Genomic DNA, 17116 nt, shown 5'->3' on the forward strand with positions numbered 1-17116 from the left:
ATTTCGCTTCATACAATTTTTTTTTCACCACTTTATCATCTTTGCGATGTTTAAATTTGTCAGCTGATACGCTATGGATTAGATAATTAAAACAACTATGAACAGACAACATATTTATCGGCTGACTGTTGAATGGACAGGAAATACCGGTAACGGAACGCAAAACTATTATTCGTACAAACGCAACCATACGGTGCAGATCCCCAACAAAGTGGATATACATTGCTCTTCAGACGCGGCTTTCAGGGGAGACAAAACAAAGCATAATCCCGAAGAATTATTTTTAGCATCGATTGCAACGTGCCACATGCTTTGGTATTTGCATTTATGCACAGATGCGGGAATTATAGTTGTTGACTATAAAGATAATGCAACAGGAATTATGCAGGAAACGGAAAATGGTGGCGGGCACTTTACGGAAGTAACATTACATCCTGTTGTTATTATAGGCGAGCATGCAATGATTAGCAAGGCGGATGAATTGCACAAAAAGGCAAACGAACTTTGTTTTATTGCAAACTCTTGTAATTTTCCAATTTACCATAATCCGACCTGCAAGACAAGCAATGCTTGAAAATAAGCCAAATTGCAAAACTGCGGTAAACTATCACAAAATGAAAACAGCGTAAATCAACAAATAAAATTGTAACCCTCCTTATTTTCAGACCGTAGGTTAGGCGAAAAATGGAAACTGGGTTTATTCACTGATAACGTGTTCAAAACGCACCAATAGTCGGATGAACTTTACAGTCTGACCACCCTTAATATAACTGATACGAAAGGGTATGGTGATATAGCTAAGGAACAAGCTATCTTATTAGTTCCTGCCTGTCTATCAAGGAAATAAGGATTCATTTATTAGATAAAGTCCCCGCTTACTAAAAAAAATCATGGAGGTGTAATGTTCTTTGAATTTAGCCACTAAATAAGGAAAAGAACAGAATTATGAAGAAACTAATCTTACTTATGGTGCTGATTCCTTGCCTATCGCAAGCTCAGGACATCACCGGAAAATGGAACGGAATGCTTAACGCGCAGGGAATGGAACTGAGGTTGGTATTTCATATCTCCAGAGAAGATTCAACTTATGAGGCTAAAATGGATAGCCCTGATCAAAAAGCTTTTGGAATTCAGGCAAGTGCTATAAATTTTGAAAATTCAACTTTAACTATTGAAATAGCCAAATTGGGTGTCCGGTATCAGGGGCAGTATGGATCAGATGGCATAGAAGGCTTTTTTTATCAGTCAGGGCAGTCCTTCCCGCTCAACCTTACCAGAAATCTGATCGAAAAGAAGGCTCTTTTTCGACCGCAAGAACCTAAGAAGCCATACCCATACTTCAGTGAAGAGGTGAAGTTTCCCAGCGAAGGAGGTAAAATAGAGTTGGCGGGAACCCTGACGTTGCCCGATGGCAAGAAAAAATTTCCTGCGTCTATTTTGATAACAGGATCCGGGCCTCAGAACAGGGATGAAGAATTTATGACGCATAAGCCGTTCCTGGTATTGGCCGATCACTTGACAAAAAATGGAATAGCTGTCCTTCGTTATGATGACCGTGGCTTTGCTCAATCAACCGGAAACCATGGGAGTGCAACTTCAGCAGATTTCGCCAATGATGTGAGAGCAGCTATCGCCTATCTTAAAACAAGAAAGGAGATTGACAAAAGGCGCATCGGACTGGTCGGACACAGCGAGGGAGGATTGATAGCTCCTATAGTGGCTACCGATACTGAAGTCGCATTCATCGTACTGTTAGCAGCACCTGGAGTTTCTGGCAGTCAGATACTACTCAAACAAGTAGAGTCGGTCACCAGATCTCAAGGACTGGATGAAGAGAGCGTTCAAAGAGAATTGAGAACAAGTCGGGGTATTTTTGAATTATTTAGTCAATATGGAGAAGATGAATCATTTGAAACCAGGCTGAAAGAATATCTAAATGATGTGATATCAAATAATAACATGATCCCTGAAGGAATGGATGAAGAGGAATTCATTAAAATGCAGGTTTCGCAATTCAGAAGACCTTGGATGAGGTACTTTTTAAAGTACGATCCCGTGAATTCATTGAAAAGTATAAAATGTCCCGTGCTTGCACTCAATGGAGGAAAAGATGCGCAAGTGGCGCCAGAAAATTTGGCAGTCATAGAAAAAGCCATCAGGCTTGGAGGGAATGACAATGTAACGGTAAAAGAATTTCCGGACATGAATCATTTATTCCAAACCTGCAAAACGGGGGCAATGGACGAATACGCAACCATCGAGCAAACAATAGACCCGTTAGTGCTTGAGGAAATTTCTGGTTGGGTGCTAAAACAAACAAAGTGAGTAACGATTTTTACCAGACATCGATTTTACCCTTTGCAGCAATCATCATCAAGATCTGCAGGGCATATACCAATTCTCAGGAAGATTTTGAGGACTACTACCAAGAGGTTTGTCTGCAAATTTGGAGAAGCAAAGATAATTTCCGCGAGCAATGCAAATGGTCAACATGGGTTTATCGTATTTCTCTAAACGTGTGCCTGACGCTACTCAAAAAATCGAAAGGCAATGGACAAACGTATTTCACTTCGGATGTTTTACCTGATGTGATAATAACTGAAAACAGGGCCTTTGAAGACGAGTCTCTGAACCAATTGTATGTGGCAATCAGGCACTTGTCAGAAGTCGACAGGGCATTGATCCTCCTGTATTTGGAAGAAAAATCTTATCAGGAAATTGCCGATATCCTTGGTACAAATGCGAATAACATTGGTGTCCGTGTGAACAGAATTAAAGAACGTTTAAAAAAAATACTCGATGAAAAATTCAATTGAAGTAATTTGGAAAGAAGGCTTTTTGAATGAAAAGAGCTTAGTTGCTCCGAAAATTAATGACTTGTACAACCAAAAATCAAAGCACCTGGTTGACAAGATGAAAAGGATGTTCAAGGTCAACTTAATTGTTATTGTCATCATGGCAATTCTTTTCCTCATTATATATTATTTCCTGGATGCCATTTGGCAGGGAGCTGCCGTATCTGTACTGCTTCTTCTTACGGCATGGTACAGCATACGGCAAAAGCGAAGCATCAAAACACTGGATCACGGAGCAACCAGTCTTGACTATCTCAAGTCGTTCGATCGAAGTATTAAAGATGCCCTCTCGGAGGATGAGAAAATATTACGTTTTACTTACCCACTCTATTTTCTAATTGCCATGAGTACTATATGGTCTGCATGGAATAAAGGCCCAATAACCTCGAAAATGTATCAAAAATACCCGGACGTAATATTTATTGGGAGTGTTCCATTATTTGCATGGATCATCGCGGGAGTGGCAACCCTGCTGATGTTCTATTTTTCCGACAGAATCTATAGATGGGATGTAGGTTTGATATACGGAAGGGTATTCCGGAAACTGGAAGAAACAATTGCTGAGATGGAAAAGTTGAAACAGGGATAGTAAAACGCTAAAATTGAGTCTTAACAAACCTACGGTGAGTGGACAGTGAATCGTTCCCAAACCCGTACTACATTTATACTTTACCGTTATGTGCAACCAAAGCACATTCCACTAAATTAAAATGACTATGACAGAATATCAAGCAAAATCAAACCAGTCTTCATCTTTTGATGTGACAAAAGACGACAAATTAATTGGGAAACTTTCTTACAAAAGCTGGTTTAAATTTAATGCAGTAATAGAAATTGCAAATAATTCAAACTACCAAGTTGAGCCGAAAGGTTTTTGGGGAACAACAATTGAACTCAAGGACGGAGAAAAGGTACTACTAAAATTCAAAATGAATTGGAATGGAGAAATTGTCGTACAAACTTATTTTAACGACATTGAGAAAGGTTATATTTTTAAATATAGCGGTGTTTTTAAAGCATCATTTATACTTATAGACCAAGAAGGAACTGAACTTTTAGTTATGAAACCGCATCTGAAATGGACCAAAATGAATTATGAATATCAGATAACAACATCTGACACTTTTAAGACTTTTTCTAATAAAGAAATATTATTGATGACTTCAATACACTGTGCAAATTACTATATGTCAATGATGGTGGCGCAATAGTATCAGGAGCGTCAACTATTCTTTATAAGCTACTTTAGGAATTATCGAACTTTTTAAAAAAAAGTAACAGAATAAACCCTGATTTATTAAGTTGAGCAGGTTTGACGGGCTTTCCCAAAAAGAAATTGCTGCGTCGATGGATATATCCGAGAATACAGTTAAAACAGTTCCCGTTACACTACCAGATCGTGATATCACTTCACTGTTTTCCCGTTATTGGCTTCATAATTCAATAATACAACACCTCCCGATGACTTTGTTATGTCTACCAACTTCAAACCCACTCGCTGTTTTATATTTTGAAATAGCGGTTTGCCTGAACCTAAAAGGACAGGGTGCACGGCCAGTCTGTAAACATCTATCAAGCCGAGATTTATAAATGTCGTTGTCAATTTTCCTCCACCGTATAACCAAATGTTTTCTCCGGGCTCCTGTAAAATCTGTTCGACGTTTTCCTTAATATTTGAGTCGATGGTTGTAACGCCATTTTCATATCGTTTGGTTGTCGAAAAAACGTATTTCTTCTTGCTGTGAAGTGATTTATACGCCTCCTTTAACTTAGCACCTGCGTTTTCATCCGGTTGATAATTTCCCCATAGATCGTAACTTATTCTACCGTAGAATATTGCGTCTATCCCGATAAGTATATCATTTATGATATCACCGAAATCAACATCTTCGTCACCGAGGAGCCAATCAATCTCACCATTTGGCCCTTCAATGAACCCATCAAGCGATATTGCTAAATCTAAAATAATCTTTCTCATAGTGTTGTGGTTTACCTCCGCGAAATTAATCAATTATTGTAGTAACGCTCTCCTTGGCTGTGCGCTAAAGGTTAAGCTGGTTCAACACGTTTACGACCACGCCGATAATTTGTTTCGGTTCCATCATTCCACAATCGATTTCCAATGTTGTTCAAGTATCGTTACCAGCTCGGGATCCATATAGTTGTATTCATCCGGGATGCTGAGTACGATAATTTCTTTATTCAGTATCCAATTGCAGAATTTTACTTGCAGGATTTCCTTATGACGCTTTTCCATTACCAAGATCATGTCGACCCATTGGATCCCTTTTTCCGAAACCTTCACACACGCGGAAGACGCTGTGCCAGCGGAACGAACCTGATGTAGCGGATGGGTTTTTAAACAGGTCTTCAGCGGTACGGCTGCGCCATTGGTTTCTGCTGCAAACAAAGAGAATATTCATGATAATGCTGGTAGCACCTCCTTCCACTTATCCGATTCCGCATACTGCTTTATCATCATATTGCGCTGGTCGATGAAATTCCGCAGGTAGTTTGTCAGCACCAGCCAGTTGGCCAATCGGCCCAGAACGCCCAATGGCGAACCGAAGTCAAACTGGTCGGTCATCACCGTTACGCCATTCTTTCCCTCAAAGAAATGATCATGCCGAATATAGCGGAAAGCTCCCTTCACCATTTCATCACGGAAATGACGCGGCCGTTCGAAAGCCGCAATCACGGAGGTCAGTCGCTGCCTTACACCGAAGTGCGTAGCTTCGAAAGTAACGGTTTCTCCAAGCCCAATAAGCCCCGTAGTGACGCCTGCCACGGCTCGCTCACGTGTGTTTCCCGTAGATAATTCGTGCAAGTCTATGCTTCTTGCCAAGTCGAAGCATACTTCGATCGGAGCTTGGATATTGGTTTTCAGTTCGATGACAGGCATATAGAAAATGATTACATAGGCAAACATAAAACAAAATCATAATAGCTTAGTTGCGCTAACTACCTAAACTCATTTTTTTTATTTATTCGCCTGTGTTGCTATTCTCAAACAACTCGTGTAGTTTTTGTTGTAACAGTTTTTTGTCGGGCAGTTGTGTTTTGTATTCCGAAACCATGCCAAAGGCAATTGGCATGGAAAAATCACACTCACAAGGAATCTAAAAAATCAATATATAGCGGAACGCTCTTTTCAATCCATTCACTCGAAGTATTTAACTCAATTCCGTAATATGCAAAAAATTGTTTGTAATCAGCCCTGATGTATTCAAAAGTGAGCTCGAAAGGGCTTGTCAATTGCTTTAAATTGTATTTATATATACCTAAGGGGCCATATTCTTTTTCATCAATCCCCGCAGTGATCGCCAAAGCTATTTTCTTTCCAGAAACTTTATACCCACTTTTACTTCCATAAGCCCAACCGTAAGTCAAGACTTCGTCCAGCCATTTTTTGAAAAGAGGAGGGCAATTAAACCAATAAAATGGAAATTGAAAGACAATTTTGTCGTATGATTCAATCAACTTTTGTTCCTTTATTATGTCAATTTTCTCATCAGGGTAGATTTCATATAATTGGTGAACGTCGTACTTATCAGGATGTTTATTTAATTCTTCAACCCACCTCTTATTGATCAGTGAATCTTTAATCTTGTTATGGATGACAATGATTAATATTCTCATATCGTATTGTTTTTTATTCAATAGCCACAAAGGTATTGTCAAAAACATACTTTCCGTATATTAGCTATCAATTGTATGGTACTATAAAAAATGTAAGTAATGACAAAAATTAAAGAAACGTCAACCAATTTTGCCAATAAAAAAGCATTAGCGAATGAATGCTTAGAAGTATATGCATCAAATATTATTGGGGGACAATGGTCATTAGCCATATGCTGTTATTTAATAAACGGTAAACTAAGATTCGGAGAATTGAAAAAGTGTCTGCCCAATATTACCGAGCGGATGTTGACATTACAACTGCGTAAATTAGAAGCAAATGAAATTGTTAAACGTACTGTCTATGCAGAAGTTCCACCTCGTGTGGAGTATGAATTAACTCCGATTGGATACAAGTTGAAGTCAATTATTAAAGAACTCGAAAGTTGGGGTAAAAAACATAAAGCACAATGGTACCCAATACGATGATTATTGCGGGCAGCATGGCGAAAAACACCAGCTTTTGCCAGTTGATTTCCTTACGGCCTACCTTAATCACGCGGTCTTTCGCTTTTTCTCCATTCGGGCTGTAGGGGTATTCGCCACTGGAAAACCACCTAAACATGCGGGCAATAATAAAGGAGGCGTTTTGTACGCCAAATCCTTCCGGGCTGCCTCCGTGTTTTTCTACAAAGGCATAGGAGACGTTACCAGACACAGGTTCAAGGTAACCCCAACACCGGGCCTTTAATGCCTAAACTTACGCCAATTTAGGGACACTATTAGGGGGCATTTTTATGATCAATGGCTTTTTTAAATGTTGCTATTTCGATTAGTTGTTTTTCGCCTTAACCGAAGCGCTAAGGTGGTTCACTTTCTGCCTACTCATGGGGATTGAGCAATTCCAGTCCCTTTATTTTCTTAAAATCCGATGTATTGCGTGTGATAAGCGTAAGGTTTTTTGACAATGCAGTAGCAGCTATGATGGCATCCGGCAACTTTATCGATCTTGACTTCCTCAACGCTATACAGGTATCAATAATATCCTTGTCAATTTCGATGACGGTGGCCAGTGCCATAAATTCTTTCGTTTCCTTCGAAACGCTTTTATATCCAAGAAACTCGATATAGGTTACGAAAGATACCGTAAAATCTTCGTCAATGATGCCGGCTAAAAACAGGCTGCCCTTGGGCGGCAGCCTGTTCATCTGGGCGTCGATCAGCACATTGGTGTCAATCAGATATCCCGTTGCCATTCCTCGCGGCTTTTGTTGACGTAGGTATGCAGCTTTTTCCCTTCTTTTTCGCTAATGGTACCGAAAAAGTCAGAAGGTTTTTTTTTGGCCGTCACCGACTTTTCCTGACTGATCTCATAGGGCGTATTCAGCCGTTTGGCCAGGTACTCGAAAAGTGTTACTTCTTCCTTATTCTTGGGATGTATGGTAATAACGGCCATATCGCTGTCTTCTAATACTTTTATGCAAATTTACTAAAAGAATCGCTATTTGGCAAAGTTGAATTTTTCACCCCCCCTGCCAATCGCAAAACCTTCTTTCCGGCTTCGATTGCATAATCCTCCAAAACCTTCCGGCCTGCCTCCGTGTCTTTCTACAAAGGCATAGGAGACGTTGCCAGACACAGGTTCAAGTTCACCCCACCCACAGGCCTTTGGCGCCTAAACTTACGCCAGTTTAGGGAAAATTAAAAGCATTGCCTAACTCTTTTGGGGTTCATGCAATGTTATACGGGGAATGAATTTGAAATCCTTGACGTTATAGGTAAACAAAGGAATCTCATAAACGACACTCATCGCAGCGATGATGGCATCCGGTATCGTTAGATCATGAGATAGCCGATAGTCCAGCACCAATTTGATGGCCAATTCGGATACCTATTCACTATAATGGATTACGTTGTAGTGATTCAGCTTTTTCTTCATCTGTGCGAATTCTGTTTTATCACGCATACCACGGTAAAGCTCCATCACAGAAATGGAAGGGATCAATATATTCTCGCCGCCAATGGATTGCAACTAGGTAATGGTATTATCTATTCCTCGGAAAAGCGAAATGAAGATGTTGGTGTCGCAGATAACAAAACTCATACGCGGTTGCCCCAAGCGTCTTTGCGTAAGCCTTCAAGAGAAACTTCACGGTCTTTCCAAATACCCAATATCCAATCATAAAATCCGAACCATCCGCTGTATCGCTTACAAACTCACTTCTTCCTATACTTTTTCGGCTTCACCCTGTCATCCAGTACCAGCCAGCCTTTTTTGACAGCGTTATCCAAGGTATTGGTAGCATTGCCATAAGTGTAACCATACTCTTCTTTGCAAAAATCTGCCACCTCGGCAACCGTATGGTAATCATCGAAAAAGCCGCTGGTAATCAGTTCCTCTGGGATGAGATCATTAAGTTTGGGTCGGGTGAACACTTTCTCATAAGCATCCGACCCCGTTTTTTTATGGAAGGCTTTCATCCTTCGCTTCAATTTTTCAGCAGTGGGCAAAGGTTCGTCGAAATCGAAAAAATCAGGAAGGGTGAAGCCATAGAAGAGTATTAAGGAAAAAATGGATTCTAAGCTTGGTGTAACTTCACGTTTTTCAAGACGTTCTAAAGTGCTTCTAGATAGCGGAGAAGCTTTGGCGAGTCTTGGAATCTTGATGGACAATTTTTCTCTAATTTCAATTAATCTCCTTATTGCTTTTTCAATAAGGTCAGAACAAATATTTTCAATTTTATTTCCTTTCACTATTGATTTATTTTAAAATATTATTTACCTTTGTTTCATCATCCCCATAAAGCGGATGAACCATGAATGATTGAAAAGAAAAAACTATGTGTATGGCATAAATTGAATTAATACATATAACCAAGGTGTAGGTATAAAAACACTAAAAGTCTCGTCACGTAAATATCCCACACAAGACCGAGGCAGCAGGTTTTATGCCCGTACTCCAATTTAAAGACTATATTTGCCTTTACTTTGGAGGAGGGTACTGCTGTTGATGCGTGTCTTGTGTGGGAACCCGAGTGGCGCGGAGGCAGTATCCAAATCCAAACTAATATACGATAACCGGATTAGGCCTACCTCATCACTTCCTATGTTCCCTACGCCGTTAAATTAACCAACGGTAAAAATGACAAAAAAATCTGACAAAACCTGTGGCATGAGTGCATTTGATGTGCTTTATCCGAAAAAACCGAAGCAGCCGATTTAACTGTTGCCTGCCATTTCTGGCGTTGGCGGTTAAGCTAATGCACCTTAGTTAACCGATTTTTTAACACTAAACCCTTTACAAATGAAGCGAAATTTACGCTTAGGGGATTGTTATGCCCCCTTGGCAGCAACCGATATCAAACCCATTGGAAACATAGCTGGACGCCGAATCCCGCTCTCAGTCAGGAAGGAGGTTTCACGATGAGGAAAGAAAGATTGGAACTTAACGAGATTTCCAAAGAATTCTTCGACAATTTTTTGGGACCCTTTAAAGCGGGGTATGATGCCTCCAAAGTCATCAACACGTTCTGGCATAAGTATACCCTCCACGAAGCGATGGCCAATATGTATATCGTGTTGCAAAAAACAAAAGAAAATGAAAAAGAGCTCCCGCTGTTCAAGGCGGACTACGATGATTTCATCGGCGAAGCGGTTTCCGTGATTATCGCACACTATTTCTATTTCCATTATGATTTTGACACCGAAAGTGTGGACATTCCGTTTGGTAAAACATTTCGTGGAGCCATTTATCCGGAAAGGCGAGGCTTCATCGATGAGCTTAATGCCATCTTTGTTCTTCTTTCTGAAACTGATTCAACTTATGAAACCCAACAAGATGAAAAAGCGACCACTGATATTTAACCATATGGCCATGCTTTGGCCGATATATACCTTGTTTATTCGAACGTGTCTGTTTCCAACGGCCTCATGGAACCTACGCAACAAGACTTGTCTCTTAGTAGCATGCGTAGGTTTCATGTGTGCAGAAGCCCGTGCGCAGGTTCCCGATTCCCAGTCGGGGCCTGTGCCTCCGGGCGAGGTTGAAGAAGTCCAAGGGCTCATCATCGGCGATAGTGTGCCCGAGTGGTTCTGGGATGTGGAACTCCATGTGGTGAACCATCCTGAAGGCAAATCAACCGTAATTCTCGGTGATTTTAAAGATAAACTGCTGGTATTGGATTTCTGGGCCACCTATTGCAGACCCTGCGTGGCTTCGATGAGCAAATGGGATACCCTGCAACAGGATTTCGAGCAGGAAGTCGCCGTGGTGGGTATACATCTCTACCACCATAACGATCTTCCTAGGCCGTTTGCACAAAAGCAAGGATGGCGGCTTCCCATAGCCGTGGGCAATACCGCAGATACCCTGCTCAATCAGCTATTTTATGCACAAAGCCGCTTCGGGCAGGTGTGGATCAAGGACGGCAAACTGCTGGCCATTCCCAAAAACAAGGTGGTAACCAAGGCGCTCGTGTCCAATATTGTGGCCAACAAGCCTACAGCTATAGAAATGGAGGAATCACTTACCTATTTCGACCCATCGTTTACCCAAACTAAAAACTAAACCCATTAACCAAACCTGATACAACAATGAAACATATCCTATTTCTTTTCTGTGGACTAGCGGCCATAAGCATATCCCATGCCCAGCAACGGCTCACCGGCACCGTGGTAGACTTGGACGGACAGCCGCTGGTTGGCGCCAGCGTGAAATACTTATCCAATGATCGTACTGCCGCTACGGACACCAAAGGCCAATTCAACCTGCCGCTGCCGCAACAAACGGACACGCTCATCACCACGTACATTGGCTACATCCCACGGCATATGCCCGTGGAAAAAGGTTATGTCGGCCCACTTCATATTGCCCTACAAGCTGATCCCCATGCGCTGGAAGAGGTAGTGGTCAATACCGGTTATTATGAGGTGCCAAAGGAGCGGGCCACCGGTGCATTCATCCATGTGGACAATGCGCTCATCAACCGTAGTGTGAGCACCAACATCCTTGAAAGGCTTGAAGGCGTGGTCAACGGTGTGCAGTTTGTGCAGCCGCAGGCTACCAATGCGGAGGGTATCCGCGTACGCGGGCTGAGCACCATTGAGGCTGATACCCGGCCACTCATCGTGGTGGATAACTTCCCTTACGAGGGAGACATCAACACCATCAATCCAAACGATGTGGAAAGCATCACCGTGTTACGCGATGCAGCCGCAGCCAGTATATGGGGTGCCCGAGCGGGTAATGGCGTCATCGTCATCAACACCAAGCAAGGCCGGTACAACCAGCCCGCACGAATATCCCTCAACAGCAACGTGAATATCATTGGTAGGCCCAACCTTTTCTACAGCCAACACTACTTGCCCTCGCCTACAGTGATGGAAATTCAGAAGGAACTTTTCGAGCGCGGAGCCTATGCGGAGCGCGATCAAACCTACATCCCCAGCTATGTGGAGCTGCTCATCAAGCAGCGGGATGAGCTGATCGGCGAGGAGGAATTCATGAGACAGGAAAGTTACATGCAACATACTGACTTGCGGCAACAAGCCATGGATTATCTTTACCAGCCCGCAATCAATCAGCAATATGCGCTTAGCGTAAGAGGAGGAGGCGACAACTACCGCTATGCATTGTCTGCTGGGTATGACCGCAACCGGGCCAGCGAGATCGGTAATAGCAGCAATCGCATAAACCTCAGCTTGCAAAACACCTTTAAAGTACGCCCAAACTTGGAGCTGACCGGCAGCATTTGGTATACGCAGCAACAGGCGATCAATAACGGCATATCCCATAATGAGCTTGGCCTATTCAGATCTACCGCGAACAGCATCTATGATGCCTTGGTAGATGCCAATGGAAACCCTGCAGCCACCTTTAGCCAATTCCGCCAGGCCTATCGTGAGCAGGCCGAAGCAAATGGCTTGCTCGACTGGATGTACCGCCCGCTGGATGAACAGCGGCTGGCAGACAATACCAGTGGCAGCAAGGAAATGCGGCTCAATGCCGGGGTGAGGTATGCTTTCCTCAAAGATTTCAACCTCCACGCCACGTACCAATATACCACGGGAGATGATTTGAGCAGACAATATCATTCGCCAGAGGGCTATTATGTACGCCATCTGGTGAACCGCTTCACACAGGCCGATGGTACACGAATCATTCCCCATGGCGGGATATTGGAGCTGGGCGTACCAGGATCAGCCAACACGCATTCGGGTCGAGCGCAGGTCAATTACAACAAGGACTTGGGGCGAGACCATCAGCTGGCAGCATTAGCTGGGGGAGAGGTGCGGCAGCGCATTGCACAGATACTGCCAGACGTGCGCCTCTATAACTACAATGATGATCTGTGGACGGGTGTCGCCAATTTTGATTACGAAAATTTATACCCTACCCTGCCCAACGGAAGTGCTTGGCTTCCCCGCTCATCCACCATAAGTCCTGCTAAAAGGATGGCCAGGGATTTGTCTTATTTTGGCAATGCTTCCTATACCTACAAGGAACGTTATGTACTGAGCGGTAGCCTGCGCTGGGATGGCAGCAACCTGCTTGGTGTGAAGACCAACCAACGGGGCACCGCGCTCTGGTCGCTGGGCGGTAGCTGGGATATCAGCAAGGAATGGTTTTATGGCATAGACTGGCTGCCTTATCTACGTCTGCGCACCACCTACGGCAGCGCGGGCAATATCGACAAGAGCCAGAGCCACTACCCTACCATATCGGTGGGCACAAACAACATCACCAATTTACTACAAGCTACCTTGCAGCATCCCGGCAATCCATCACTGAGATGGGAGCAGGTCAACACCTTCAATGCCGGGCTGGATTGGCGGCTGTTTGGAACGCGCATCAGCGGTAGCATGGAATATTATAACAAACATGCTAAATACCTGCTTGGAGATAACATGATGGATCCTAGCACCGGTGTGGGAAGCAATTATAAAATGAACTATGCCAACCTGCGCACACAAGGGTGGGATGTGCAGGTGAATAGCCTAAACCTAGCTGGAGTATTTCAGTGGCATACTTCCCTATTGTTTAATTATACCTATAATAAGGTAACCCATATCAATGCTCTGCAGCCATCAAATATCGATGAACTTCTTGTCAGTACAGATCGGGTGAAAAAGGGTCAGTCGGTAGATTTAATCTACGCCCATCCTTGGCGAGGATTGAATCCCATGAATGGGTATCCCTTAGTTTTCCTCAACGGCGAAATAACCACCGATTATAGAAATTATTATTCAACCCTCACAGCCGATGACCTTCTTATCTCAGGCGTTACCGTGCCGCCATATTTTGGATCAATACGGAATACTTTGATATGGAAGGGGATCGAGTTGGGGGTATTGGTTAACTACAAAGTAGGCCATGTTTTTAGGCGGAGCTCTATTTCATCCGGACAAGAGTATGTGGTAAATAACCCCGTATTTCATACCGATTATTTCAATCGTTGGCAACAACCGGGAGACGAATTAAAGACAAACGTACCCGCTTGGGCAGCATCATACGGTAGTTATGAGCGAGATTATCTCTATCAGTTCTCAGAGGCCTTAATCACCAAAGGGGGTGTCATCCGCTTGCAGGATGTAAACCTCAGCTATTCGCTCGATGACAACATGGTGCAGCGTTGGCCTGTGCAACGCATACGGCTCTATGCTTATGCGCGCAACCTCGGTATCCTCTGGCGAGCCAATAAGCATGGTATCGATCCAGATTATTCTAATGCGGATTATACCGCCCCGCGGTCATTTGCCATCGGTATACAAGTGGAGTTTTAACCCCATGATATCCATAATGAACCCTTGTCTATCTATTTAAATACGAAAAGGAAATGAAACCATTCAACCATCTTATACCATTACTACTTGTTCTCTTCCTCGCTTCCTGCGGAGAGGCATTCCTTGATGTCAAACCTTCAAGGAACCAACGGGTACCCAATACCGTAGCCGATTATTTGGCTTTGCTGGATAATCCAACCGCCAATAATAACCCGATGAATATCCGCTCAAGCCATACGCTGGGGATTATCGGGGCAGATGAGTTTTATATCTCGACAGAACATTGGAACAACTTCTCAAGTGGAGTCCGGTTCAATTACCAGAAGAATGCCTACACTTGGGAAAAAACAGTCTACGAAGGAGGCGAGGGCGGCACGTTGAATCCCACAGATTTTGATACGGGCTACCAGCGGATACTAAATTGTAACATTGTTTTGGATGGGTTGGCTAATATGAGCTCCCAACACCAACAAGATGATTGGCGGCTTACGCGAGGCATTGCCCTTTTCCACCGGGCATTGAACCTCTACAACCTCGCCCAGTTATTCTGTCCCGTTTACAATGAGGATACGGCGCCTGTAGACTTGGGACTACCGCTAAGGCTAGAAGCGGACCCGACTGTACAATTGGCAAGGTCATCCGTATCGGATACTTACCAGCAGATCGTTAATGACCTAATGGAAGCCGTACAATTGCTACCGGATGAACCATTGGTGCCCTTTCGCCCATCCAAAGCGGCTGCATATGCATTATTGGCACGAGCATATTTGCAAATGGGCAATTACCCCAAAGCCCTCGAATATGCTAATAGGTGCTTGGCTGTACAAAGCGCATTGCTAGATTTCAATGACCTTGAAATAGGAGCGAATTATCCCTTCCCATTGTATGGTATAGGCAATGTAGAAGTCATTTTTACCTCTTCGGCATACAACGCCCTTATTTACGGTTCGGCCAGATTCAATGCAGACACGAGTTTGCTGGCAAGCTACTCACCTGAGGATTTAAGGCGAGCTATCTACTTTCGCATAAGCAGTAATGGCCAATCACAGTTTTTCGGCAGTTACTATGGAAACGACTTCTTCTTTACCGGCTTGGCAACGGATGAAGTTTACCTCATCCGAGCAGAATGCCATGCAAGGGAAGGAAATACCGTTGAAGCTTTAAACGACCTCAACCATTTAAGGCGACATCGGTTGGAAGCCACAGGTTATACGCCTTTGGAAAGCGCGGACAGCCAGCAGATTTTGGATTGGGTTATTTCCGAGCGAAGGAAAGAGTTGGTATTGCGCGGCACAAGATGGGAAGACCTGCGCAGGCTCAATAAGGACCCACGGTATGAGAAGCCATTGGTACGTGTGTTGGGAGAGCAGCATTTTGAGCTTCCTGTAAATCACGACCGCTGGGTGTGGCCATTCCCTGTGGAAGCCATCCAAGCGGGTGGATATCCTCAAAATGACCGATAAGTCATTGCCAAAAAAAGGCCGGCATCAGAAAAATGCCGGCCTTAATCAACGATAGGCATGGTAACCATCGCTCCTTTACTGCTCCTCTTCGTAAGAATGGGACACTGATGAAGCACCTAAATCTTCAAAGTCCTTCACCGTAGGAGGAGTACCTGTTCCTATCTGGCTGATCAGCGCTTGAATAGCCGGATCGTCTGCATCGTATTCAACCCGGACTGCGCAGAGCGCACCATCAACCTCATTGCACGGAGCTTGGGGATCCCCACTCAGCATCGCTTCAATTTGCTGGTTTTGTGGTAACGTTTGATTCCCAGAAACCGATACATCAAACCAATTCTCAGTGGTTTGCTTAGTCACTTCCTTTTCCTCGGAAGCGTCATTGTTCACGCCTTGGCCCGTACCCAGTACGACCAGTGCGGCGGCTATAAAGCCTGGTGCTAAATCAAATAGCTTCATATCACAAATGTAGCCTCAATACAGCCGCTTGGTTTGCTGTTTTGTAGCAGGTGGTATTGCTATTTTGTAACGGGTAGGAACTTGGGCCGACTGAATTTGGCGAAGGGGTATTGATTAGTAAATAACGCAAAAGGCCGATAGATATACCACTGTTAATACAATTCTGTTAGCCCATTGCGGGAATACCTTGATCCAATTACCTGCATTCACCTTCTGGCGAACAGGATTCGCCATCAATAATGTCCAATGAGGTTTCAGGATTTTCCTTTCTCCACGAAGTATAGGCTTTTTCCAAGGTTTCTAAGAACGTTTGGCTTTCTTGTGCTCCTGATACGGCATATTTCCGGTCGAATACAAAAAACGGCACACCTCGCACACCAATCTGTTGGGCTTCCTGAATATCCTTTCTTACATCATCCACATAGCTTCCGTTTTCCAATGCCGTTTTCAGCGCCGCTGCATCCAAACCTATTTCTATTCCCAACTGAATTAACGTAGCATGGTCATCAATGTTCTCACCATCTGTAAAATAAGAACGGAACAGGAGTTCTTCGGCCTCGTTCTGTTTCCCATATTGCTTTGCAAAATGAGTAAACCGATGCGCATTGAAACTATTTGCAGGAATGGATCGGTCAAGATTATAATCCAGCCCTATCTGCTTCGCCAATTGGATAACGTGGTTATTCATTGACGTGGCTTGTTCCATACTTATTCCTTTATGCTCCGCCAAAAACTCATTCAGGTTCTTGCCGGGCGAGGTCTCTAAATCGGGCATCAGCTGAAAACTTTTCCATTCCACCTGTATGTTACCCTTATAAGGGAATTGAGCCAACGCCGTTTCAAATTTCCGCTTACCGATGTAACAGAACGGGCACATGACATCGCTCCATACTTCTATTTTCATTAGAATATGTTTAAATCATTTATTTGTTTATCAATCAA

General features: G+C 43.5%; 21 protein-coding genes and 1 pseudogene. 11 read left to right on the forward strand and 11 right to left on the reverse strand.

What is annotated here, in order from left to right; translation table 11 throughout:
• Nucleotides 1–97: 97 nt before the first annotated feature.
• The 6 genes and pseudogenes from NF543_RS19210 to NF543_RS25580 form a co-directional block, all read left to right on the forward strand.
• The gene (locus NF543_RS19210; protein WP_257669811.1) at nucleotides 98–574 is read left to right on the forward strand and encodes an OsmC family protein; all 477 of its coding nucleotides are present in this window, start codon (nucleotides 98–100) and stop codon (nucleotides 572–574) included.
• A gap of 371 nt (nucleotides 575–945) precedes the next feature.
• Nucleotides 946–2325, forward strand: coding sequence for an alpha/beta hydrolase family protein (locus NF543_RS19215; protein ID WP_257669812.1), 1380 nt, complete (start codon nucleotides 946–948; stop codon nucleotides 2323–2325).
• Entirely contained in the window at nucleotides 2322–2816 is a 495-nt protein-coding gene (locus tag NF543_RS19220; RefSeq protein WP_257669813.1) for an RNA polymerase sigma factor, read from the forward strand. Before NF543_RS19215 ends, NF543_RS19220 begins: the two co-directional genes overlap by 4 nt.
• On the forward strand, nucleotides 2800–3444 hold the full coding sequence (locus NF543_RS19225; protein ID WP_257669814.1) for a hypothetical protein: 645 nt from the start codon (nucleotides 2800–2802) through the stop codon (nucleotides 3442–3444). The genes NF543_RS19220 and NF543_RS19225 overlap by 17 nt, the downstream gene beginning before the upstream one ends.
• Nucleotides 3445–3571: 127 nt before the next feature.
• A complete protein-coding gene (locus NF543_RS19230) occupies nucleotides 3572–4066 on the forward strand; it encodes a hypothetical protein (RefSeq protein WP_257669815.1) in 495 nt (164 codons plus the stop codon).
• A gap of 91 nt (nucleotides 4067–4157) precedes the next feature.
• Nucleotides 4158–4220, forward strand: a pseudogene (locus tag NF543_RS25580) (RNA polymerase sigma factor sigma-70 region 4 domain-containing protein); the annotation flags it as partial.
• 40 nt (nucleotides 4221–4260) lie between these two features.
• On the opposite strand, the gene NF543_RS19235 reads toward NF543_RS25580, so the two are convergent.
• The 4 genes from NF543_RS19235 to NF543_RS19250 all read right to left on the reverse strand — a co-directional run bounded on the left by NF543_RS19235 (nucleotide 4261) and on the right by NF543_RS19250 (nucleotide 6494).
• Nucleotides 4261–4833, reverse strand: a complete 573-nt coding sequence (locus NF543_RS19235) for a dihydrofolate reductase family protein (RefSeq protein WP_257669816.1) — start codon at nucleotides 4831–4833, stop codon at nucleotides 4261–4263.
• Nucleotides 4834–4956: 123 nt separating this feature from the next.
• A complete protein-coding gene (locus NF543_RS19240) occupies nucleotides 4957–5265 on the reverse strand; it encodes a protein tyrosine phosphatase (protein ID WP_257669817.1) in 309 nt (102 codons plus the stop codon).
• 9 nt (nucleotides 5266–5274) lie between these two features.
• Nucleotides 5275–5784: an SRPBCC family protein gene (locus NF543_RS19245; protein ID WP_257957533.1), complete on the reverse strand. Its 510-nt coding sequence runs from the start codon at nucleotides 5782–5784 to the stop codon at nucleotides 5275–5277.
• A gap of 179 nt (nucleotides 5785–5963) precedes the next feature.
• A complete protein-coding gene (locus NF543_RS19250; RefSeq protein WP_257669819.1) occupies nucleotides 5964–6494 on the reverse strand; it encodes an NAD(P)H-dependent oxidoreductase in 531 nt (176 codons plus the stop codon).
• Between the two features lie 99 nt (nucleotides 6495–6593).
• Here NF543_RS19250 and NF543_RS19255 point away from each other — a divergent pair, with 99 nt between their 5' ends.
• Nucleotides 6594–6962: a winged helix-turn-helix transcriptional regulator gene (locus NF543_RS19255; RefSeq protein ID WP_257669820.1), complete on the forward strand. Its 369-nt coding sequence runs from the start codon at nucleotides 6594–6596 to the stop codon at nucleotides 6960–6962.
• On the opposite strand, the gene NF543_RS19260 is transcribed toward NF543_RS19255, so the two are convergent.
• From NF543_RS19260 to NF543_RS19280, 5 genes are all read right to left on the reverse strand, one after another.
• Nucleotides 6904–7191: a hypothetical protein gene (locus NF543_RS19260; protein ID WP_257669821.1), complete on the reverse strand. Its 288-nt coding sequence runs from the start codon at nucleotides 7189–7191 to the stop codon at nucleotides 6904–6906. The two genes, NF543_RS19255 and NF543_RS19260, sit on opposite strands and share 59 nt — an antisense overlap.
• Before the next feature lie 163 nt (nucleotides 7192–7354).
• A complete protein-coding gene (locus NF543_RS19265) occupies nucleotides 7355–7729 on the reverse strand; it encodes a type II toxin-antitoxin system VapC family toxin (protein ID WP_257669822.1) in 375 nt (124 codons plus the stop codon).
• A complete protein-coding gene (locus NF543_RS19270) occupies nucleotides 7711–7929 on the reverse strand; it encodes a hypothetical protein (protein ID WP_257669823.1) in 219 nt (72 codons plus the stop codon). The genes NF543_RS19265 and NF543_RS19270 overlap by 19 nt, the downstream gene beginning before the upstream one ends.
• A gap of 258 nt (nucleotides 7930–8187) precedes the next feature.
• Nucleotides 8188–8355: a PIN domain-containing protein gene (locus NF543_RS19275; protein ID WP_257669824.1), complete on the reverse strand. Its 168-nt coding sequence runs from the start codon at nucleotides 8353–8355 to the stop codon at nucleotides 8188–8190.
• A gap of 335 nt (nucleotides 8356–8690) precedes the next feature.
• The gene (locus NF543_RS19280) at nucleotides 8691–9227 is read right to left on the reverse strand and encodes a helix-turn-helix transcriptional regulator (RefSeq protein WP_257669825.1); all 537 of its coding nucleotides are present in this window, start codon (nucleotides 9225–9227) and stop codon (nucleotides 8691–8693) included.
• A 669-nt stretch (nucleotides 9228–9896) separates the two neighbouring features.
• Here NF543_RS19280 and NF543_RS19285 point away from each other — a divergent pair.
• From NF543_RS19285 to NF543_RS19300, 4 genes are read left to right on the forward strand one after another with little or no spacing between them, the layout of a single operon-like run.
• Nucleotides 9897–10337 (forward strand): hypothetical protein, encoded by a 441-nt coding sequence (locus tag NF543_RS19285; RefSeq protein WP_257669826.1) that lies wholly within the window; start codon nucleotides 9897–9899, stop codon nucleotides 10335–10337.
• Nucleotides 10312–11040, forward strand: a complete 729-nt coding sequence (locus NF543_RS19290; protein ID WP_257669827.1) for a TlpA family protein disulfide reductase — start codon at nucleotides 10312–10314, stop codon at nucleotides 11038–11040. The genes NF543_RS19285 and NF543_RS19290 overlap by 26 nt, the downstream gene beginning before the upstream one ends.
• Nucleotides 11041–11066: 26 nt before the next feature.
• Entirely contained in the window at nucleotides 11067–14255 is a 3189-nt protein-coding gene (locus tag NF543_RS19295; protein WP_257669828.1) for a SusC/RagA family TonB-linked outer membrane protein, read from the forward strand.
• 53 nt (nucleotides 14256–14308) lie between these two features.
• Complete coding sequence (locus NF543_RS19300) at nucleotides 14309–15718, forward strand: RagB/SusD family nutrient uptake outer membrane protein (RefSeq protein WP_257669829.1); 1410 nt, start codon at nucleotides 14309–14311, stop codon at nucleotides 15716–15718.
• A gap of 75 nt (nucleotides 15719–15793) precedes the next feature.
• Here the strand turns inward: NF543_RS19300 and NF543_RS19305 are convergent, their stop codons facing one another.
• Nucleotides 15794–16174 (reverse strand): hypothetical protein, encoded by a 381-nt coding sequence (locus NF543_RS19305; protein WP_257669830.1) that lies wholly within the window; start codon nucleotides 16172–16174, stop codon nucleotides 15794–15796.
• A gap of 196 nt (nucleotides 16175–16370) precedes the next feature.
• Nucleotides 16371–17078 carry a DsbA family oxidoreductase gene (locus tag NF543_RS19310; RefSeq protein WP_257669831.1) on the reverse strand — a complete coding sequence of 236 codons (708 nt, stop codon included), beginning with the start codon at nucleotides 17076–17078 and terminating at the stop codon, nucleotides 16371–16373.
• Nucleotides 17079–17116: the final 38 nt, after the last annotated feature.

It is taken from the genome of Parapedobacter tibetensis (assembly GCF_024704835.1).
GTDB classification, from domain to species: Bacteria; Bacteroidota; Bacteroidia; order Sphingobacteriales; family Sphingobacteriaceae; genus Parapedobacter; species Parapedobacter tibetensis.

Excerpts from the sequence above, each read along its gene's own strand:
- NF543_RS19305 (WP_257669830.1), bottom strand. The coding sequence starts at position 16,174 with ATGAAGCTATTTGATTTAGCACCAGGCTTTATAGCCGCCGCACTGGTC.
- NF543_RS19225 (WP_257669814.1), top strand. The coding sequence starts at position 2,800 with ATGAAAAATTCAATTGAAGTAATTTGGAAAGAAGGCTTTTTGAATGAA.
- NF543_RS19290 (WP_257669827.1), top strand. The coding sequence starts at position 10,312 with ATGAAAAAGCGACCACTGATATTTAACCATATGGCCATGCTTTGGCCG.
- NF543_RS19300 (WP_257669829.1), top strand. The coding sequence starts at position 14,309 with ATGAAACCATTCAACCATCTTATACCATTACTACTTGTTCTCTTCCTC.
- NF543_RS19285 (WP_257669826.1), top strand. The coding sequence starts at position 9,897 with ATGAGGAAAGAAAGATTGGAACTTAACGAGATTTCCAAAGAATTCTTC.
- NF543_RS19215 (WP_257669812.1), top strand. The coding sequence starts at position 946 with ATGAAGAAACTAATCTTACTTATGGTGCTGATTCCTTGCCTATCGCAA.
- NF543_RS19210 (WP_257669811.1), top strand. The coding sequence starts at position 98 with ATGAACAGACAACATATTTATCGGCTGACTGTTGAATGGACAGGAAAT.
- NF543_RS19310 (WP_257669831.1), bottom strand. The coding sequence starts at position 17,078 with ATGAAAATAGAAGTATGGAGCGATGTCATGTGCCCGTTCTGTTACATC.
- NF543_RS19270 (WP_257669823.1), bottom strand. The coding sequence starts at position 7,929 with ATGGCCGTTATTACCATACATCCCAAGAATAAGGAAGAAGTAACACTT.
- NF543_RS19265 (WP_257669822.1), bottom strand. The coding sequence starts at position 7,729 with ATGGCAACGGGATATCTGATTGACACCAATGTGCTGATCGACGCCCAG.
- NF543_RS19230 (WP_257669815.1), top strand. The coding sequence starts at position 3,572 with ATGACAGAATATCAAGCAAAATCAAACCAGTCTTCATCTTTTGATGTG.
- NF543_RS19250 (WP_257669819.1), bottom strand. The coding sequence starts at position 6,494 with ATGAGAATATTAATCATTGTCATCCATAACAAGATTAAAGATTCACTG.
- NF543_RS19295 (WP_257669828.1), top strand. The coding sequence starts at position 11,067 with ATGAAACATATCCTATTTCTTTTCTGTGGACTAGCGGCCATAAGCATA.
- NF543_RS19245 (WP_257957533.1), bottom strand. The coding sequence starts at position 5,784 with ATGTTTGCCTATGTAATCATTTTCTATATGCCTGTCATCGAACTGAAA.
- NF543_RS19255 (WP_257669820.1), top strand. The coding sequence starts at position 6,594 with ATGACAAAAATTAAAGAAACGTCAACCAATTTTGCCAATAAAAAAGCA.
- NF543_RS19235 (WP_257669816.1), bottom strand. The coding sequence starts at position 4,833 with ATGAGAAAGATTATTTTAGATTTAGCAATATCGCTTGATGGGTTCATT.